This is a genomic window from Actinosynnema sp. NPDC059797 (assembly GCF_042732085.1).
Taxonomy (GTDB): Bacteria; Actinomycetota; Actinomycetes; order Mycobacteriales; family Pseudonocardiaceae; genus Actinosynnema.
In genome coordinates this window covers 1-17,178 of sequence record NZ_JBHWIE010000149.1, presented here as the reverse complement: position 1 = coordinate 17,178, position 17,178 = coordinate 1, and the positions used below count along the sequence as shown (strand labels likewise).

At 74.1% G+C, this 17,178-nt stretch carries 12 protein-coding genes; 9 read left to right on the top strand and 3 right to left on the bottom strand.

Going from position 1 to position 17,178, the window contains the following annotated elements; all coding sequences use genetic code 11:
• Positions 1-281: 281 nt before the first annotated feature.
• The 3 genes from ACFV4N_RS26780 to ACFV4N_RS26770 are packed head-to-tail and all read right to left on the bottom strand — an operon-like array spanning position 282 to position 5,168.
• The gene (locus ACFV4N_RS26780; RefSeq protein ID WP_499675360.1) at positions 282-2,717 is read right to left on the bottom strand and encodes a transglutaminase TgpA family protein; all 2,436 of its coding nucleotides are present in this window, start codon (positions 2,715-2,717) and stop codon (positions 282-284) included.
• 2 nt (positions 2,718-2,719) lie between these two features.
• The gene (locus ACFV4N_RS26775) at positions 2,720-3,985 is read right to left on the bottom strand and encodes a DUF58 domain-containing protein (protein ID WP_499675359.1); all 1,266 of its coding nucleotides are present in this window, start codon (positions 3,983-3,985) and stop codon (positions 2,720-2,722) included.
• Between the two features lies 1 nt (position 3,986).
• Positions 3,987-5,168, bottom strand: a complete 1,182-nt coding sequence (locus tag ACFV4N_RS26770) for an AAA family ATPase (protein ID WP_499675358.1) — start codon at positions 5,166-5,168, stop codon at positions 3,987-3,989.
• A gap of 484 nt (positions 5,169-5,652) precedes the next feature.
• Here ACFV4N_RS26770 and mraZ point away from each other — a divergent pair, with 484 nt between their 5' ends.
• The 9 genes from mraZ to ftsW all read left to right on the top strand — a co-directional run bounded on the left by mraZ (position 5,653) and on the right by ftsW (position 16,988).
• Positions 5,653-6,084 carry a division/cell wall cluster transcriptional repressor MraZ gene (gene mraZ / locus ACFV4N_RS26765; protein WP_344035016.1) on the top strand — a complete coding sequence of 144 codons (432 nt, stop codon included), beginning with the start codon at positions 5,653-5,655 and terminating at the stop codon, positions 6,082-6,084.
• A 204-nt stretch (positions 6,085-6,288) separates the two neighbouring features.
• Complete coding sequence (gene rsmH / locus ACFV4N_RS26760; RefSeq protein ID WP_499675357.1) at positions 6,289-7,236, top strand: 16S rRNA (cytosine(1402)-N(4))-methyltransferase RsmH; 948 nt, start codon at positions 6,289-6,291, stop codon at positions 7,234-7,236.
• Positions 7,233-7,919, top strand: coding sequence for a cell division protein FtsL (ftsL, locus tag ACFV4N_RS26755; protein ID WP_499675356.1), 687 nt, complete (start codon positions 7,233-7,235; stop codon positions 7,917-7,919). The genes rsmH and ftsL overlap by 4 nt, the downstream gene beginning before the upstream one ends.
• Positions 7,919-9,808, top strand: a complete 1,890-nt coding sequence (locus ACFV4N_RS26750) for a peptidoglycan D,D-transpeptidase FtsI family protein (protein ID WP_499675355.1) — start codon at positions 7,919-7,921, stop codon at positions 9,806-9,808. Before ftsL ends, ACFV4N_RS26750 begins: the two co-directional genes overlap by 1 nt.
• A 216-nt stretch (positions 9,809-10,024) precedes the next feature.
• A complete protein-coding gene (locus ACFV4N_RS26745; protein WP_499675354.1) occupies positions 10,025-11,554 on the top strand; it encodes a UDP-N-acetylmuramoyl-L-alanyl-D-glutamate--2,6-diaminopimelate ligase in 1,530 nt (509 codons plus the stop codon).
• On the top strand, positions 11,551-13,011 hold the full coding sequence (locus tag ACFV4N_RS26740) for a UDP-N-acetylmuramoyl-tripeptide--D-alanyl-D-alanine ligase (protein WP_499675353.1): 1,461 nt from the start codon (positions 11,551-11,553) through the stop codon (positions 13,009-13,011). The genes ACFV4N_RS26745 and ACFV4N_RS26740 overlap by 4 nt, the downstream gene beginning before the upstream one ends.
• Complete coding sequence (mraY, locus tag ACFV4N_RS26735) at positions 13,008-14,096, top strand: phospho-N-acetylmuramoyl-pentapeptide-transferase (protein WP_499675352.1); 1,089 nt, start codon at positions 13,008-13,010, stop codon at positions 14,094-14,096. Before ACFV4N_RS26740 ends, mraY begins: the two co-directional genes overlap by 4 nt.
• 4 nt (positions 14,097-14,100) lie before the next feature.
• The gene (gene murD / locus ACFV4N_RS26730) at positions 14,101-15,471 is read left to right on the top strand and encodes a UDP-N-acetylmuramoyl-L-alanine--D-glutamate ligase (protein WP_499675351.1); all 1,371 of its coding nucleotides are present in this window, start codon (positions 14,101-14,103) and stop codon (positions 15,469-15,471) included.
• Between the two features lie 80 nt (positions 15,472-15,551).
• Positions 15,552-16,988 carry a putative lipid II flippase FtsW gene (gene ftsW, locus ACFV4N_RS26725; protein ID WP_499675350.1) on the top strand — a complete coding sequence of 479 codons (1,437 nt, stop codon included), beginning with the start codon at positions 15,552-15,554 and terminating at the stop codon, positions 16,986-16,988.
• The last annotated feature ends 190 nt before the right edge of the window (positions 16,989-17,178 follow it).

Sequence of the window (17,178 nt, the reverse complement as noted above, 5' to 3'; positions counted from 1 at the left end):
CCCTGCCCCGGCCCAGCCCTGCCCCGGCCCAGCCCTGCCCCGGCCCAGCCCTGCCCAGCCCTGCCCCGGCCCGGCCCAGCACCGGCCCTCTGGCCCGCCTCGCGAGCCCGAGCCCAGTCCGAGCCCAAGCCCGAGCCCACCAGCCAGGCCCGGTCGGGTCTGACCGGCCAGGCCCGTTCGGTCAGACCTGGCCGGGCAGGATCCACTGATCAGCCGGGCCATCCACTGTGGCCTGTATCACAGCCACTCTTTCATGTCTGGCCCACTCGTCCGTGTCGCTGTCACTCACTCGTGTCGAGGCTCGCGGGTGGCTTCGACTGGAGCACGGACCGGGGCAGCACCTTGGCCTTCAGCGCCAGCGGCGCGTTGCGGTTCATGCTCGCCCGCACCTCGTCGACCGCCCGGGGCAGCGAGGGGTCCGCCTCGGCCCGCGCGCTGTACCAGGACCGCTCCACCGCCCCGACCACCGCGCGCAACCCGTCCCGACCTCGCTCGTCCAGGTTGTGCGCCTTCACCAGCCTCCGCGCGGCCGCCCGCACGGTCTCGGTGTTCGGCACCCGCGTCCCCCGGTCGACCGACTCGGCCACCAGCTCCTGCCACGCCGCGCCGGCCGCGTCCGGGCCCAGGCCGGCCACCGCCCGCAGCCTCGCCCGCCGTCGCCACTCGCGGACGCCCGCGGGCGCCGCCGCGGCCGCCAGCAGCACCAGGGCGATCGCCAGCTCCCACCACAGCAGCGCCGCCGCGAGCGCCAGGGTCGCCACCCACGCCACCGCCGCCGCGGCCAGGGCCGCCGGGCGGAGCCACGGCAGGCGCAGCCACGCCGGTCCGCCGGGCCTGCGCGTGGCGAACACCAGCCAGGTGAGCAGCGCCGCGAGCGCCGCCGCCACCGCCAGCGCCACGAGGTGCCAGGTGGGCACCGCCTCCTCGGCCTCCGTCGTCCCGCCCTGGGCCTGCGCGTCCGGCGCGGTCGACTCCGGCGCCGCCGAGCCGGAGGGCGCCGTGGTGGTCGTGGTGGTGGTCGCGGTGGCGCTGGAGCCGTCCTCCTCGTCGTCCGCTTCCAGGCCCGAGATGTACGGCGGGGTCACGCCCCGGCCGTCCGACAGCGGGGTCGGGTCGAAGGTCATCCAGCCGTAGCCGGCGAAGTAGATCTCCACCCACGCGTGCGCGTCCTGCGTGGTGATGGTCTGGAAGTCCTCCGTGGGGAAGCCGGCGGTGAAGCCGAGCGCCACCCGCGCGGGCATGCCGACCGACCGCGCCATGATCGCCATCGCCGACGCGTACTGCTCGCAGTACCCGCGCTTGCCGTTGAACAGGAAGTCCTCGAGCGCGTCCGGGCGGTTGTCGCCGCCGGTCTCCGTCGTGTACGTGAAGCCCTGCGTGCCGTCGGTGAAGTACCGGTAGAGGGCCGTCGCCTGGTCGAACTGGTTGTCCTGCCCCGCCACGATCTCCTGCGCCAGCCCGGCCACCCGCTGGCTCACCCCGGGCGCCTCCTGGTACGCCGGGTCGACTTCCGGCACGCTCGGGGCGCGGCGCAGCGTGTCCGCGGCCGGCGCCTCCAGCACCGTGTCCAGCCGGTACGGCTCGGACTTGCGCGCCCGGACGCTGTAGACCATGCCCCGCGCCGGGTCGTAGCGCCAGTTCTCGTCGACGTCGTCGATCAGGCGCGGCTTGCCGTACACCGGCAGCCAGTTGTCCACCCAGTTCACCGGCTCGATCCGGACCGACGTCACCTTGCCGTCACCGGCGTCACCCGGCTGCGGGGGCAGCTCGCCCCGCGCCGACACGCCCTCCGGCATGTTGCCGCCGAGCTGCCAGCCCTTGCCCGGCACGTACTCGCGCAGCGTCATCGCCCGCAGGTACGCCGAGCTGGGCAGGCCGCGCACCCGGAACATCTCCCGCGTCGCGCCCTGGTTGAGCATCCCGCGCAGCTCGGTCATCGGGTCGATGCCCAGCCCGCCGGAGCCGCCGCCGACCTCCTCGCCCGTGCCGGGCAGCCGCCCGACCGTGCCGACCAGCGTCAGGCTCCCGCCGACCACCAGGGCGATCACCACGGCCAACCCGGCCACGGCGGTCGCCGCCGGACCCGAGCCCTGCCGCCCGCCGTTGGGCAGCTTGCCCCGCCACGCCTGGTGGCGGTGCTGCCCGTCCACGGCCAGCAGCATCGCGAACGCGCCCGCGCCGAACGCGAACGTCCACAGCGGCAGCATCTCGTCGGCCAGCGACGCGGGCACCGCGAACACGCACAGCAGCACCAGGCCGGACGCCGCGGGCGCCGCCGCGCCCACCGCCAGCCCGTCGACCAGGACCGCCACCAGGCCGATCGCCAGCATCACCAGGCACCGCATGGCCGGGCTGTCCGGCACCGGCGGCACCCCGGTCTGGACCTCGGTCATCGCCTGCCCGAGCACGCCGATCAGGTCCTCGAACGCCTGCGGGCCCGGCAGGAACACCAGCACGCCGCTGCGCGTGAAGATCGTCACGAGCAGGCACGCCAGCGCCAGCACCTGGCCCAGGCTCACCAGCGGCGCGGGCAGCCTGGTGCCGCGCAGCAGCACGCCCGTGCCCCCGACCACGGCGATCGCCACGGCCAGGTACACCGCCCACAGGGCGCCCGCGATCACGCTCGTCAGCGCGGTCGCGGCGCACAGCGTCGCCAGCCCCGCGACCGCGGGCGTCGCGCCCACCACCCACTTGCCGTCCGCGGTCCTGCCGGTCACCTTCAGCCCACCTCCGTGCGCACCACCGGGCCGCGGTTGCCCGCGCTGTGGCACAGCTCCTGCCAAACCTGGCGCATCGGCGTGCCCGGTCGCGCCACGACCACGCCCCACCCCGCGCTCGAGAGCAACCGCACCGCGTCCTCGGGGTCCGGCGCGGGGTCCTCCGAGGGGGACGCCCACGCCGCCACGTCCATCACCACCGCCAGGCTGCGCATCCCGCGCGGGCGGTTGCGCACCAGCGCGTCCACCACCGCGGGCGTGCAGCCGCCGAGGATCGCGATGACCTCCTGGCCCGCGCCCGGGTCCACGCCGACCGCGGGTTCCCGCCGGTCGGAGGGCCGGAGCGCGGCCAGCGCGTCGAGCACCACCGCGTCGCTGTACCCGGACCCGCCCGGACCGCCGACCATCACCCGGCCGTCGTCGCCGACCAGGCGCACCTGGTGGCCGTACCGGTGCAGGTGCAGCGAGATCGACGCGGCGAACGACACCGCCCACTCCAGGCTCGCGCCGGGCCCGGCGCCGCGGTGCCCGACCAGCCGGTGGTCCAGCAGAACGGTCGTGCCGCCGCGCCACGGCCGCTCCTCGACGCGCACCATCAGCTCGTCGCGCCGCGCGGTCGAGCGCCAGTGCACCTTCCGCAGGTCGTCGCCGTGCCGGTACGGCCGCACCACGGCGTCGTCCTCGCCCTGCCCGGCGCGCAGCCGGATCGAGCCGTCGTCGCCGGAGCCCATGCCGGAGCCGCTGGGCAGCCCGGACAGCGGCAGCACCCGCGGCACCACGACCAGCCTGCTGCGCCCGGCCATCTCGCGGTCGAACTCGGCCAGCCCGAACGGGTCGGTGATCCGCGCCAGCAGCGGCCCGACCTGCTGGACGCCGCGCATGACCGGCTTGAGCTGGTACCGCAGCACGGTGACCGTGTTGCGCGGCAGCCGCTCCACCACGAACCGCGGGCGCGCGCCCAGCGCGTACGGCACCGCGTCCTCCAGGAGCAGGCCGCCGGTCGGCAGCCGGCCCGCGCTGCGCAGCTCGACCCGCACGTCCGTGGCCGAGCCCACCTGGACCCGGCCCGGGTGCAGCAGCCGGTTCGCGTGCAGGCCCACCCGGGCCCGCTGCGCCAGCCACGCCGCCAGCACGGGCAGCGCCACCACGAACACGGCCACGCGCAGCAGGTCGCGCTCGTTGAGCACGATCGCGCACAGGCCCGCGGCGAAACCCGCCGCCAGCAGGCACCGGCCCCTGGTCGTCAGGCCGGACAGGGCGCTGCGCATGTCAGCGGTGGTTGTTCGGGTTGACGCCGTGCGGGAACTGGCCGGTCGGGTCCGGGGCCGCCTGCGGCACCGGCACCCGCTGCACCAGGTTGCGCACCAGGTCGGCGGGCGACCGCCGAGCCGCCTGCGCCTCCGCGGTCGGCACCAGGCGGTGCGCGAGCACCGGCACGGCCACCGCGTGGATGTCGTCGGGCACCACGAAGTCGCGCCCGGCCAGCGCCGCCTGCGCCCGCGCGGCCCGCACGAGCTGGAGCGTCGACCGCGGCGAGGCGCCCAGCCTCAGCTCCGGCAGCCGCCGGGTGGCGCCCACCAGCTCCACCGCGTACCGGCGGACCTCGGTGGACAGGTGCACCCGCCGCACCGCGTGGACCAGCTTGCGCACCTGGTCCGCGTCGGACACCGGGCGCAGCTCGGCCAGCGGGTCGTGGCCCGCGTGCTCGTCCACCATGGCCAGCTCGGCCTGCGGGTCCGGGTAGCCGATGGACACCCGCGCGGTGAACCGGTCGCGCTGCGCCTCGGGGAGGGCGTAGGTGCCTTCCATCTCGATCGGGTTCTGCGTGGCGATCACCATGAACGGCGAGCCGAGCGGGTAGGTCTGCCCGTCGACCGTGACCTGGTGCTCCTCCATGCACTCCAGCAGCGCCGACTGGGTCTTCGGCGAGGCGCGGTTGATCTCGTCGCCCACCACGATGTTCGCGAACACCGGGCCGGGGCGGAACTCGAAGTCGTTGTCCTGCCGGTTGTAGATCGACACGCCGGTGATGTCGCTGGGCAGCAGGTCGGGGGTGAACTGGATGCGGCTGACCGTGCAGTCGATCGACCGGGCCAGCGCCTTGGCCAGCGACGTCTTGCCGACGCCCGGCACGTCCTCGACCAGCAGGTGGCCCTCGGCCAGCAGGGTGACCAGCGCGACCCGCACCACGTCGGGCTTGCCGACGATGACCTTCTCCACGTTGGCGGCGATCCGCCCGACCACCGCGTGCAGCTCGGCGAGCACCTCGTCCGGTCTGCCCTGGCCCTGCTGCGCGTGACCCTGTTGCGGTTGGCCCTGCTGTGTCTGACCCTGCTGGGCGTACCCCTGGTGCGGGTGCGCCGCACCCGGCGCGTTGTTGTTCGCCCCGGGACCCCCGCCACCCCCGTAGGAGTGTTCCGGCAGGGTGCCTGGCTGGGTACTCGGAGTCACTCGACCTCCTGGAGCAGGGCGCGGCCCTACCGCGACCGGTTCGCGGTGGCGGTGAGCGTTTCACGCAGTGTGTCAAACCAGGGCGAAGCGCCCCACACCGATTGAACAGTTTCGTGCACTCCGTTTCCACGGACCCCGGTCGCGACTTCCGCGGACCCCGGCCGCGACCGGTTCACCACCCGCCCCTCCACGATTCCCCACCCAGGTCGTCGTTGAACCGGTTTTGCCCGATTTTGATGGGCCGTTCGGGTGGATTTCGGGCCGCTCTGGCTCACTCGGCGAGGTGGTGCCGGTCAACTTCCCCCACCGCCCTCCACGGTCGCCATCTTCGCTCTACCAGCGGAAACGTCTCGCGGCGCGCCGATCAACCACCCGGTTCAGCGTTGACTGTGGTGAAAAGTGGGGTACTGTGGCGGCCGGTGGGGCAGACGGGGGCTCCACCGCCGGTTCGGACGTTCGGTTCCGGCACCGGGAGGTGGGCGCCGTGTTCCTGGGCACGCATCACCCGAGGCTGGACGACAAGGGCCGGCTGACGCTGCCTGCGAAGTACCGGGATGCGCTAGCGGGGGGTCTGATGGTCACCAAGGGCCAGGACCACTGCCTCTACGTGTTCCCCCGGGCCGAGTTCGAGCAGATGGCGCGCAAGGTGGCGGAGGCGCCCTTCACCAACGAGGCGGTCCGCGCCTACCAGCGCTACCTGTTCGCGGGCACCGACGAGCAGCGGCCGGACGGCCAGGGCCGGGTGCTGATCGCACCGGAGCTGCGCCGGTACGCGGGGCTGACCAAGGAGTGCGTGGTCATCGGCGCGATCAACCGGCTGGAGATCTGGGACGCCCAGGCCTGGCAGCGGTACATGGACGAGCACGAGCAGCGGTACGCGGAAACGCGCGAGGAGGTGTTCCCCGGCCTGTTCTGAATCGGCTGGTCGTTCGAGGTTTCGGGTGCCGTTTGGCCTCGGTCCGCTCGGCTTTCGGCCCTGGCGCACCTTCCCCGGCGCCAGGTCCGACGGGCGGGCGGGGACCTGACTGCACCCGAATTTTCGTCTGGGACGCCATCGCGGCGCCGGGCGTGACGACCGCAGGGCGCAACGCGAGGAGGGGGAGTCATCCAGGGAGGGTTCGTGGTGGAGCGGGCGCGACACGTGCCGGTGCTGCTCGACCGCGTCCTGGACCTGCTGGCCCCCGCGCTGGCCGATCGGGACGCTTTGTTCGTCGACTGCACGCTCGGCCTGGGCGGGCACTCCGAGGCGGTGCTGCGGGCCCACCCGCGGGTGCGGCTCGTCGGCCTCGACCGCGACCCCCAGGCCATCGCGCTGGCGCGGGAGCGGCTGGCGCCGTTCGCCGACCGGGTGACGTTCGTGCAGACCACCTACGACGGCATCGCCGAGGCGGTCGGCGGCGCGCGGGTCGACGGCATCCTGATGGACCTCGGCGTGTCCTCGCTCCAGCTCGACGCCGAGGAGCGCGGGTTCGCCTACTCCAAGGACGCGCCGCTGGACATGCGGATGAGCGCCGGCGACGGCCCGACCGCGGCCGACGTGCTCAACACCTACTCCGCCGACGACCTGGCGCGGATCCTGCGCGACTACGGCGAGGAGCGGTTCGCCCGCAAGATCGCCGCGGCCGTGGTGCGGGAACGCGCCAAGGAGCCGTTCACCACCAGCGGCCGGCTGGTCGAGCTGCTCTACGCCGCGGTGCCGGCGGCGACCCGCCGCACCGGCGGCCACCCGGCCAAGCGGACCTTCCAGGCGCTGCGCATCGAGGTCAACGAGGAGCTGGAGTCGCTGCGGCGCGCGCTGCCGGCGGCGCTGTCCGCGCTGGCCGTGGGCGGGCGGATCGTCGTGGAGTCCTACCAGTCCCTGGAGGACCGGATGGTCAAGCGCGCGTTCGCCGAGCTGGCCACCTCCACCACGCCCCAGGACCTGCCCGTCGAGCTGCCCGGCCACGCGCCGCAGCTGCGGCTGGTGACGCGCGGCGCGGAGCAGGCCACCGAGCAGGAGATCGAGGACAACCCCAGGGCCGCACCGGTCCGGTTGCGGGCGGCGGAACGGATCCGGGAGGCGACATGACGGCACCGGCACGGACCGGCGGCTCGTCGCCGTACCCGGCCAAGCCCGCCAAGCCCCGCGAGCGCGCGTTGCGGGCGGTGCCGCCCGAGCGCCGCCGGTCCGCGGCCGTCGAGCGGGCCTACGCGCGGCGGGCGCAGCGGTCCTCGCCCGGCCGCGCGGTGACGCGGCAGTCCGCGCCCACGCCGAAGGCGCCGTTCGTGGTGATGGTGATGGTCGTGCTCGGCCTGGGCATCGCGGCGATCATGTGGCTGTCCACGCAGGCGACCGCCGACTCGTACCGGCTCCAGGACGCGCGGGCCGAGGAGACCAGGCTGGCCAGGCAGGTCGAGCAGCTGCGGCGGGAGGTGGCGCTGGCGGAGTCGCCGCTGGCGCTGGCCTCCGCCGCGGCGGAGCTGGGCCTGGTGCCGGTGGGCGACCCGGCCAGGCTGCGCCGGCTGGCGGACGGGACGGTGGAGGTGCACGGCACGCCTTCCGCGGTCGAGCCGCCGCCACCGTCGACGACGTCCACCGCGCCGACCACCACGACGACCGCGCCCACCACCACGACCACGCCGCCCGCCGGCGAGGGGCAGCAGGCCCCGCCGGAACAGGGGCAGCAACAGCAGCAGGGCCAGCAACAACAGCAGCAGCAGCAGCAAGGCGGGCAACCGTCCGCGGAACAGCCGGTACCAGGAGGTCAGTGATGCCGGGGCCCAGTCGGGGCAGGCCCGTGCGACGCCCGCTGTCGGTGCGCGGTCCCGCGCCCAAGCGGCGGGGCAACAGCCGGGTGCGGCTCGCGGTGGGCCGGTTCCTGCTGGTCGGCGCGCTGGTCGCGGCGGGCCTCAAGCTCGTGCAGGTGCAGGGCTTCCAGGCCGACGCGCTGTCCGCGCAGGCCGAGCAGCAGCGCGCCACCCCCATCGACATCCCGGCCGAGCGCGGGTCCATCCTCGACCGCAACGGCAACCAGCTCGCGTTCAGCGTCGAGGCCCGCGCCCTGTACGCCGTGCCGCGCCGGATGCGCGCTGAGTGGGCCAAAGAGCTGGAGAAGAAGCCGAAGATCGGCAGCTTCGAGCAGCGCATCGCGCGGATCGCCGAGGACATCGAGGCCGTCCTGGGCACGCAGGTCAACGGCCAGAAGACCGACCGGGACACGATGTTCGCCAAGCTGTCCCTGGACACCACCTACGTGGAGCTGGTGGACAACGTCGACCCGGCCAAGGCGGCGCTGATCACCGACAAGTACGTCGACATCGGCTCGGAGTACCGGGCGGTGCGCGTGTACCCCAACGGCGAGCTGGCGTCGAACATCATCGGCGCGGCGAACTGGCGCAAGGACGAGGACCCGCCCGGCACCCGCGGCCTGATCGGGCTGGAGAACTCGCAGGACAACCTGCTGGCGGGCAGCAACGGGCGGCGCGTCGTCGACACCATGCAGGGCAACGACGACGTGGTGATCCCCGGCCCCGACCGCTCGCGCGAGCTGGCCGCCGCGACCCCGGGCAAGAGCCTGGAGCTGACGCTGGACGTGGACACGCAGTACGCGGTGCAGCAGCTGGTCACCGACTACACCCGGGAGACGGGGTCGCGGACCGGGTCCGCGGTGGTGCTGGACGTCCGGACCGGCGAGATCGTCGCGATGGCCAACGACAAGACGTTCGACCCCGCCGACTTCGGCCGGGCCACGGAGGCGGAGCTGCGGAACGTCGCGGTCTCGTCCGTGTTCGAGCCGGGTTCGGTGAACAAGGTCGTGACCGCGGCGGCGGCCATCGAGGACGGCGTCTACCAGCCGGACAGCGTGCTCCAGGTCGACGGCCAGATCAGGGTCGCGGACCGGGTGATCAAGGACGCCTACGAGCACGGCCTGCTGGACATGACGTTCACCGGCGTGTTCGCCAAGTCGTCCAACGTGGGCACGCTGATGACCGCCCAGCAGGTCGGCCAGGACCGGTTCTCCGAGATGCTGCGCAAGTTCGGCCTCGGCCAGCGGACCGGCTCGGGCCTGCCCGGCGAGGAGGCGGGCTACGTGCCGCCGCGCAACCAGTGGTCCGGCTCGACGTTCGGCAACCTGCCGATCGGCCAGGGCCTGAACATGACGCTGCTCCAGATGACCGCCATGTACCAGGCGATCGCCAACGACGGGGTGCGCATCCCGCCGCGGGTCATCCGGGCGGAGGTGTCGCAGGACGGCACGCGCCGGGAGACGCCGCGGCCGGAGGGCGTGCAGGTGGTGTCGCCGCAGACGGCCAAGACGGTGCGCGACATGTTCCGGGCGGTGGTGCAGGACGCGCCGCAGCAGACCGGTACCGGCCCGTCGGCGGCGCTGCCCGGCTACCAGGTCAGCGGCAAGACGGGGACCGCGCAGCAGGTCGACCCCACGTGCGCCTGCTACTCCTACAGCGACTACTGGGTGACGTTCGCGGGCATCTTCCCCGCCGACAACCCGCGGTTCGTGGTGGGGATCATGCTGGACCGGCCGACCAAGGGCCAGCAGTCGGCCGCACCGCTGTTCCACGACATCGCGTCCTCCCTGGCCCAGCGCTACCAGATCCCGATGTCCCCGGACCCGAGCCCTGTCGTCCCCCTGGTCCTCTGACCCGCGTGTCCTCCACTCCGACACCGCGTGTCCTCCAGTCGGACACCGCGAACCTGCCACCGGGAGCGGTGCCACCGCGCGACACCTGGTGCTTGAGTGGAGGACACGCGATACCGGAGTGGAGGACACGCGAGGTTTGGGGGGGTTTGGGGGGTGGCGGGGTCTGGAGTGGACGTGCCGGACGACCACTCTGCGTGCGCCGGTAGCCTTCCGCGCGTGCCTGCCAAGCTCCAGGGCAAGGTCGCGACCGCCCCGCCTCGCCCTTCCCGCACCCAGCCCGTTGCCGTGGCGGAGCTCGCCGCTGCCGTCGACGCCCACCTGACCGCACCGGACCAGGCCCACGTCCAGGTCACCGGTGTGACGCTGCGCGCCCAGCACGTGCGCGCGGGCGACCTGTTCGCCGCCCTGCCCGGCACCCGCGCGCACGGCGCGGACTTCGCCGACCAGGCCGCCGCGAGCGGCGCCGTCGCGGTGCTGACCGACGCGGCGGGCGCGGAGAAGGTGCGCGGCCTGCCGGTGCTGGTGCACCCCGACCCGCGCGCCGTGCTCGGCGCGCTCGCCTCCCGCGTCTACGGCAACCCGTCCGACCGGCTCGACGTCTGGGGCGTCACCGGCACGTCCGGCAAGACCACCACGACCTACATGATCGAGGCGGCGCTGCGGGCCGCCGGGCGGGCCACCGGCCTCATCGGCACGGTCGAGACCCGCATCGGCGCGGACCGGCTCGACAGCGCGCTCACCACGCCCGAGGCGCCGGACCTCCAGGCCCTGCTGGCCGTCATGCACGAGCGCGGCACCACCGACGTGACCATGGAGGTCTCCAGCCACGCGCTCGGCCTCGGCCGCGTCGGCGGCGTCGGCTTCGCGGTCGGCGCGTTCACCAACCTCTCCCAGGACCACCTGGACTTCCACCCCGACATGGAGGACTACTTCCGGACCAAGGCCAAGCTGTTCGACGGCCGGGCGAGGGTCGAGGTGGTCTGCGTGGACGGGGAGTGGGCGCCCCGGCTGGTCAAGGCGGGCACCGTCACCGCGGCCACGACGCGCGACGCCGACTGGACCGCCTCGGACGTCGCCGTCACCGCCACCGGCGAGCAGTCGTTCACCGCGCACGGCCCCGGCGGCGCGACCCTCGACGTCGAGCTGCGCCTGCCCGGTGACTTCAACGTCGCCAACGCCCTGCTGGCCATCGCCTGCCTGCACGCCAAGGGCATCCCCCTCGACGCGATCCGCCAGGGCCTGCGGGAGGTCCGGGTGCCGGGCCGGATGCAGCGCGTGGACGAGGGCCAGGACTTCACCGCCGTGGTCGACTACTCCCACAAGCCCGCCGCCGTCGCGCTCGCGCTCCAGGCGGTGCGCGCCCGCGCCACCGGCCGCGTCATCACCGTGCTCGGGTGCGGCGGCGACCGCGACGCCGCCAAGCGGCCGCTGATGGGCGAGGAGGCGGCCCGGCGCAGCGACGTGCTCGTCGTGACCGACGACAACCCGCGCGGCGAGGACCCGGCGGAGATCCGGGCGGCCATGCTGCGCGGCGCGCTGGCCGTGCCGGACGCCGAGCGCGGCGAGGTCGTCGAGATCGGCGACCGGCGCCGCGCCATCGAGCACGCCGTGTCCCTCGCGCGCGCCGGCGACGTCGTCGTGGTCGCGGGCAAGGGCCACGAGACCGGCCAGGAGGTCGCCGGCGTGGTCCACCCCTTCTCCGACGTCGAAGCGCTGACCACCGCGATCCGGGAGACCACCAAGTGATCCAGCTCAGCCTGGCCGAGATCGCCGAGGTCGTCGGCGGCACCCTGCACAACGCGACCGGTGACGAGGTGGTGACCGGGTCCGTCGAGTTCGACACGCGCGAGCTGACCCCGGGCGGCCTGTTCCTCGCCCTGCCCGGCGCGCGCGTCGACGGGCACGACTTCGCCGCCCAGGCCGTCGCCCGGGGCGCGGCCGGCGTGCTCGCGGGCCGCCCGGTGGACGCCCCCGCCGTCATCGCGCCGCCGGTCACGGGCGCGGGCGGCAACGCCTACGTGCTGTCCGGCGACGCCGACGGCGCGGGCGCGGCGGTCCTCGCCGCGCTGGGCAGGCTCGCCCGCCACGTCGTCGACCGGCTGCCGGACCTGACCGTCGTCGGCGTGACCGGCTCGTCCGGCAAGACCTCCACCAAGGACCTCATCGCGCAGGTGCTCGCGCCCCTGGGCGAGACCATCGCTCCGCCCGGGTCGTTCAACAACGAGCTGGGGCACCCGTGGACCGTGCTGCGCGCCACCGAGGACACCCGGTTCCTGGTGCTGGAGCTGAGCGCGCGCGGCCGGGGCCACATCGCCGAGCTGTGCCAGGTCGCGCCGCCCCGCGTCGGCGCGGTGCTCAACGTCGGCAGCGCCCACCTCGGCGAGTTCGGCTCCCGCGAGGGCATCGCGCAGGCCAAGGGCGAGCTGGTCGAGGCCCTGCCCGAGGACGGCGTGGCCGTGCTGAACGCCGACGACCCGCTCGTGGCCGGCATGGCGCCGCGCACCAGGGCCAAGGTCGTCCTGGTCGGCGAGAGCGCCCAGGCCTCGGTCCGCGCCGCCGGCGTCACCCTCGACGAGCAGGCCCGCGCCTCCTTCACGCTGTTCACGCCGCACGGCGAGGCGCCCGTCCGGCTCCCGCTGCACGGCCCGCACCACGTCGGCAACGCCCTCACCGCCGCCGCGATCGCGCTGGAGCTGGGCGCGACGCCGCGGCAGGTCGCCGACGCGCTGGGCACGGCCGAGCGCAGGTCCGCGCACCGCATGGCGGTCACCGAGCGCCCCGACGGCGTGACGGTCGTCAACGACGCCTACAACGCGAACCCGGAGTCGGTGCGCGCGGCGCTGAAGTCGCTGGCCACCATCTCCCGCGCCACCACCCCGGCGCGCCGCAGCTGGGCGGTGCTGGGCCCGATGGCGGAGCTGGGCGCGGACCACGTCCGCGCGCACGACGAGATCGGCAGGCTCGCGGTCCGCCTGGACATCAACAAGCTGGTCGTCGTCGGCGAGGACGCCCGGGCGATGCACCAGGGTGCGCACCTGGAAGGATCATGGGGAGAAGAAGCGACTTTGGTGCCGGACGTGGCGGCAGCGGTGGAGCTGCTGCGCGACCAGGTGCGACCGGGTGACGTCGTGCTGGTGAAGGCATCCAACTCATACGGCCTGTGGCGGGTTGCCGAGGCCCTCCTGGAGGCGGTCAGCAAGTGAAGAGCATCCTGATCGCGGCGGCCATCGCCCTGATCACGTCGATCATGCTGACGCCGTACCTGATCAAGATCTTCTCGCGGCAGGGCTTCGGCCAGGAGATCCGCGAAGAGGGGCCGCAGAGCCACAAGACCAAGCGCGGCACGCCCACCATGGGCGGCGTCGCGATCCTGGTCGCGATGTGGGCGGGCTACCTCGGCGCGCACCTGGTCAACTCGATGTCGGCGTCCGCCCAGGACCAGACGCCCAGCGCGTCCGGCCTGCTGGTGCTGATGCTGACCACCTCGCTGGGCGTCGTCGGCTTCCTCGACGACTTCATCAAGATCCGCAAGCAGCGCAACCTGGGCCTGAACAAGACCGCGAAGCTCGTCGGCCAGTTCATCGCCACGATCATCTTCGCGGTCCTGGTCATCCAGTTCCCGAACCGGGACGGGCTCACGCCCGCCTCGGTGAACCTCTCGTTCGTCCGCGACATCGCCGTGGTCTCGTTCGGCGTGGTCGGCTTCGTGGTGTTCTGCTACGCCGCGATCAGCGCCTGGTCCAACGCGGTCAACCTGACCGACGGCCTCGACGGCCTGGCGGGCGGCACGTCGGCCATGGTGCTGGGCACCTACGTGGTGATCAGCTTCTGGCAGTTCCGCTACAACTGCTCGAACCTGCTGGTGGCCGGCTGCTACGACGTGCGCGACCCGCTGGACCTGGCGCTGGTGGCCGCCGCCGCGATGGCGGGCTGCATCGGCTTCCTGTGGTGGAACGCCGCGCCGGCCAAGATCTTCATGGGCGACACCGGCTCGCTGGCCCTGGGCGGCCTGGTGGCCGGCCTGTCCATCACCACCCGCACCGAGCTGCTGATGGTCGTCATCGGCGGCCTGTTCGTGGTCGAGGCGCTGTCGGTGGTGCTCCAGGTGGCGGTGTTCCGGACGTCCCGGCGGCGGTTGTTCCGCATGGCGCCGTTCCACCACCACTTCGAGCTGGCCGGGTGGGCGGAAACCACGGTGATCATCCGGTTCTGGCTGCTCGCGGCCATGTGCTGCATGCTCGGCCTGGGCCTGTTCTACAGCGAGTGGCTGACCGCGGTCGGGAGCTGAGCGCATGGGATTCCTGGCTGGGCGCGACGTCCTGGTCGCCGGCGCCGGCGTCACCGGCCGGTCCGTGGTGGAGGCGCTGCTGGCGGCGGGGGCGTCGGTCACCGTGACCGACGCGTCCGCCGACCGCCTCGCCGCGCTGGAGCAGCTGACGCCCGGCGTCGCCCTGGTGCCCGGCCTGGCCGCACCGCCCGCGGGCGTCGACCTGGTGGTGACCAGCCCCGGCTGGCGGCCCGGCGGCCCGCTGTTCACGGCGGCGGCCGCGGCCGGGGTCGAGGTGATCGGCGAGGTCGAGCTGGCCTGGCGGATGGGCCTGGAGCTGGCCGACCCGCCCGCGTGGCTCGCGGTGACCGGCACCAACGGCAAGACCACCACGGTCGGGATGCTGGAGTCCGTGCTGCGCGCGGCCGGCATCGACGCGGTGGCGTGCGGCAACGTCGGCCTGCCCGTGGTGGACGCGCTGCTGGCGGGCCACCGGGTGCTGGCGGTCGAGCTGTCGAGCTTCCAGCTGCACTGGTCGCCGTCCGTGCGGCCGTTCGCGGGCGTGCTGCTCAACCTCGCCGAGGACCACCTGGACTGGCACGGCGGGTTCGAGGCGTACGCGCGGGCCAAGGCCGGCGTGCTCACCGGCGAGGTGGCGGTCGGCAACGCGGACGACCCGGTGGTGGCGAAGCTGCTGGCCGAGTCGCCCGCGGCGACCCGCGTGGAGTTCACCCTCGGCGAGCCGGCGGCGGGTCAGCTCGGCGTGCTCGACGGGCAACTGGTCGACCGGGCGTTCGGCCCGGGGACCGCGCTGCTCGGCGTCGACGAGGTCCGGCCCGCCGGTCCGCCCGGGGTCGCCGACGCGCTGGCCGCCGCCGCGCTGGCGCGGGCCCACGGCGTGCCCCCGGAGGCGGTGGCCGCCGGGCTGCGCGCCTTCGAGCCCGTCGCGCACCGCGCGGAGCTGATCGCGCAGGCGGACGGGGTCGTCTACGTCAACGACTCCAAGGCCACCAACCCGCACGCCGCCGAGGCGTCGCTGCGCGCCCACGACAGCGTGGTGTGGATCGCCGGCGGGCTGCTCAAGGGCGCCTCGGTGGAGGAGCTGGTCGGCTCCCAGGCCCACCGGCTGCGCGGCGCGGTGCTGATCGGCGCCGACCGCGAGGTCATCGCCTCGGCGCTGCACCGCCGCGCGCCGTCCGTGCCGCTGGCCGTGCTCGACGACGCGACCATGGCGGACGCCGTGCGCGCGGCCCGCTCCATGGCGCGGCCGGGCGACGCGGTGCTGCTGGCGCCGGCGGCGGCGTCGCTGGACATGTTCGACGACTACGTCCACCGCGGTCGCGCGTTCACCGAGGCGGTGCGCGAGCTGATCGGGACCCCGCGGACCGGGCCCTAGCAGATGGTGATCGTCGTCGCCTTGGGCGACACGCCGCGAATCAGCGGCTTCCCCGCACCCGTTCGGGAGACCATGGGTCCATGACTGCGGTGGAACAGCGGCCTGCCCGCGCGGGGAGACCGGGTCGCGCCGTCGCGGTGCGCACGTCGTTGACCGCGTGGCTCGGCCGCCCGCTCGCGGACTTCCACCTGCTGCTCGCGATCTTCGGCATGCTGACCGCGATCGGCCTGATCATGGTGCTGTCCGCGTCCGCGCCGGACGCGGTCGCGGTGGGCGAGTCGGCGTACAGCGTGTTCAAGAAGCAGTTGCTGTACGTGGGCGTGGGCGCGGTGATCTTCCTGGTCGTGCTGCGCGTGCCGCTGCGCGCGATCCGGCACGCCAGCACCATGGCGATGCTCGTCAGCGTGATCCTGCTCAGCCTGGTGCTCACCCCGCTGGGCACGACGCACTACGGCGCGCAGTCGTGGTTCACGGTCGGGCCGGTCTCGTTCCAGCCCATCGAGCCCGCCAAGCTCGCGCTGGCGCTGTGGGGCGCGCACGTGCTGGTGACCAAGCGCGCCCTGCTCAACCAGTACCGGCACCTGCTGGTGCCCGTGGTGCCGGTGGCGCTGCTGCTGTTCGCGCTGGTGATGCTGCAACCCGACCTCACCGGCACGATCACCCTCGGCGTGGTGCTGATGAGCCTGCTCTGGTTCGTCGGCGCGCCGATGCGGCTGTTCGGCGTGCTGGTCATCGCCGCGGTGAGCGGCGCGGTGGTGCTGGCGATCACCGCCGCCTACCGGCTGGACCGCCTCCAGTCGTTCCTCAACCCGGAGGACGACCCGACCGGCGGCGGCCTCCAGGCGACGCAGGCGCTGTACGCGCTGGCCGAGGGCGGGTTCTTCGGCAAGGGCCTGACGAACGGCAGCTCGAAGTGGCGTTATCTGCCCAACGTGCACAGCGATTTCATCTTCGCCGTGATCGGCGAGGAGCTGGGCTTCATCGGCTGCCTGCTGGTGCTGGGGCTGTTCGGCCTGCTCGCCGTGGTCGGCCTGCGGATCGCCGCGCGCAACACCGACCCGTGGATCCGCATGGTGGCCGCGACGCTGACCGTGTGGCTGGTCGCGCAGGCCGCGATCAACATCGGTTACGTGGTGCAGCTGCTCCCGGTCACCGGCATCACGCTGCCGATGATCTCCTCCGGCGGCACGTCGGTGGTCACCACCATGGTCGTGTTCGCCATCCTGGCCAGTTGCGCCCGCCACGAGCCGGAGGCGGTGGCCGCGCTGCGCTCGCTGGGTCCGGGCCGGGTCGGCGGCGTGCTGAAGCTGCCCGCGCCGGAGGCGTACCGGCCGCCGCCCCGCCGCCGCCCGTCCCGGCCCTCGACGCCGCCCCGCGGGCGCAAGGCCGCGCCGCCGCCGATGGACGAGCGGCGGATGGCGGGCCGCCACGCGCCGCCGTCGGAGTACCGCCGCCGCGAATCCCGCAAGGCCGGGCAGGACCGGGACGTGCGGTCGCGCCGCCGCGACGGCCGCTGAACCCGGCTCCCGTCGGCGGGCCGGCGCGCGTTCGCGGGAATGCCGTGGCGGCGATTCTCCGCCACGGCCGGTCTGTTCCGGGGTTCCGGGAAAAGTGCCGGGGTCGCGGCGGAAAAGGATTCGCCGCCGCCTTCGCCGGGCCGGTGCCGACGCCGGGCCGGGCGGGGTGGTCGACGCGCCGGCCGACGTC

Coding starts and splice junctions, on each gene's coding strand:
- ftsL (WP_499675356.1), top strand. CDS start 7,233: ATGACGGCACCGGCACGGACCGGCGGCTCGTCGCCGTACCCGGCCAAG.
- ftsW (WP_499675350.1), top strand. CDS start 15,552: ATGACTGCGGTGGAACAGCGGCCTGCCCGCGCGGGGAGACCGGGTCGC.
- murD (WP_499675351.1), top strand. CDS start 14,101: ATGGGATTCCTGGCTGGGCGCGACGTCCTGGTCGCCGGCGCCGGCGTC.
- ACFV4N_RS26750 (WP_499675355.1), top strand. CDS start 7,919: ATGCCGGGGCCCAGTCGGGGCAGGCCCGTGCGACGCCCGCTGTCGGTG.
- ACFV4N_RS26775 (WP_499675359.1), bottom strand. CDS start 3,985: ATGCGCAGCGCCCTGTCCGGCCTGACGACCAGGGGCCGGTGCCTGCTG.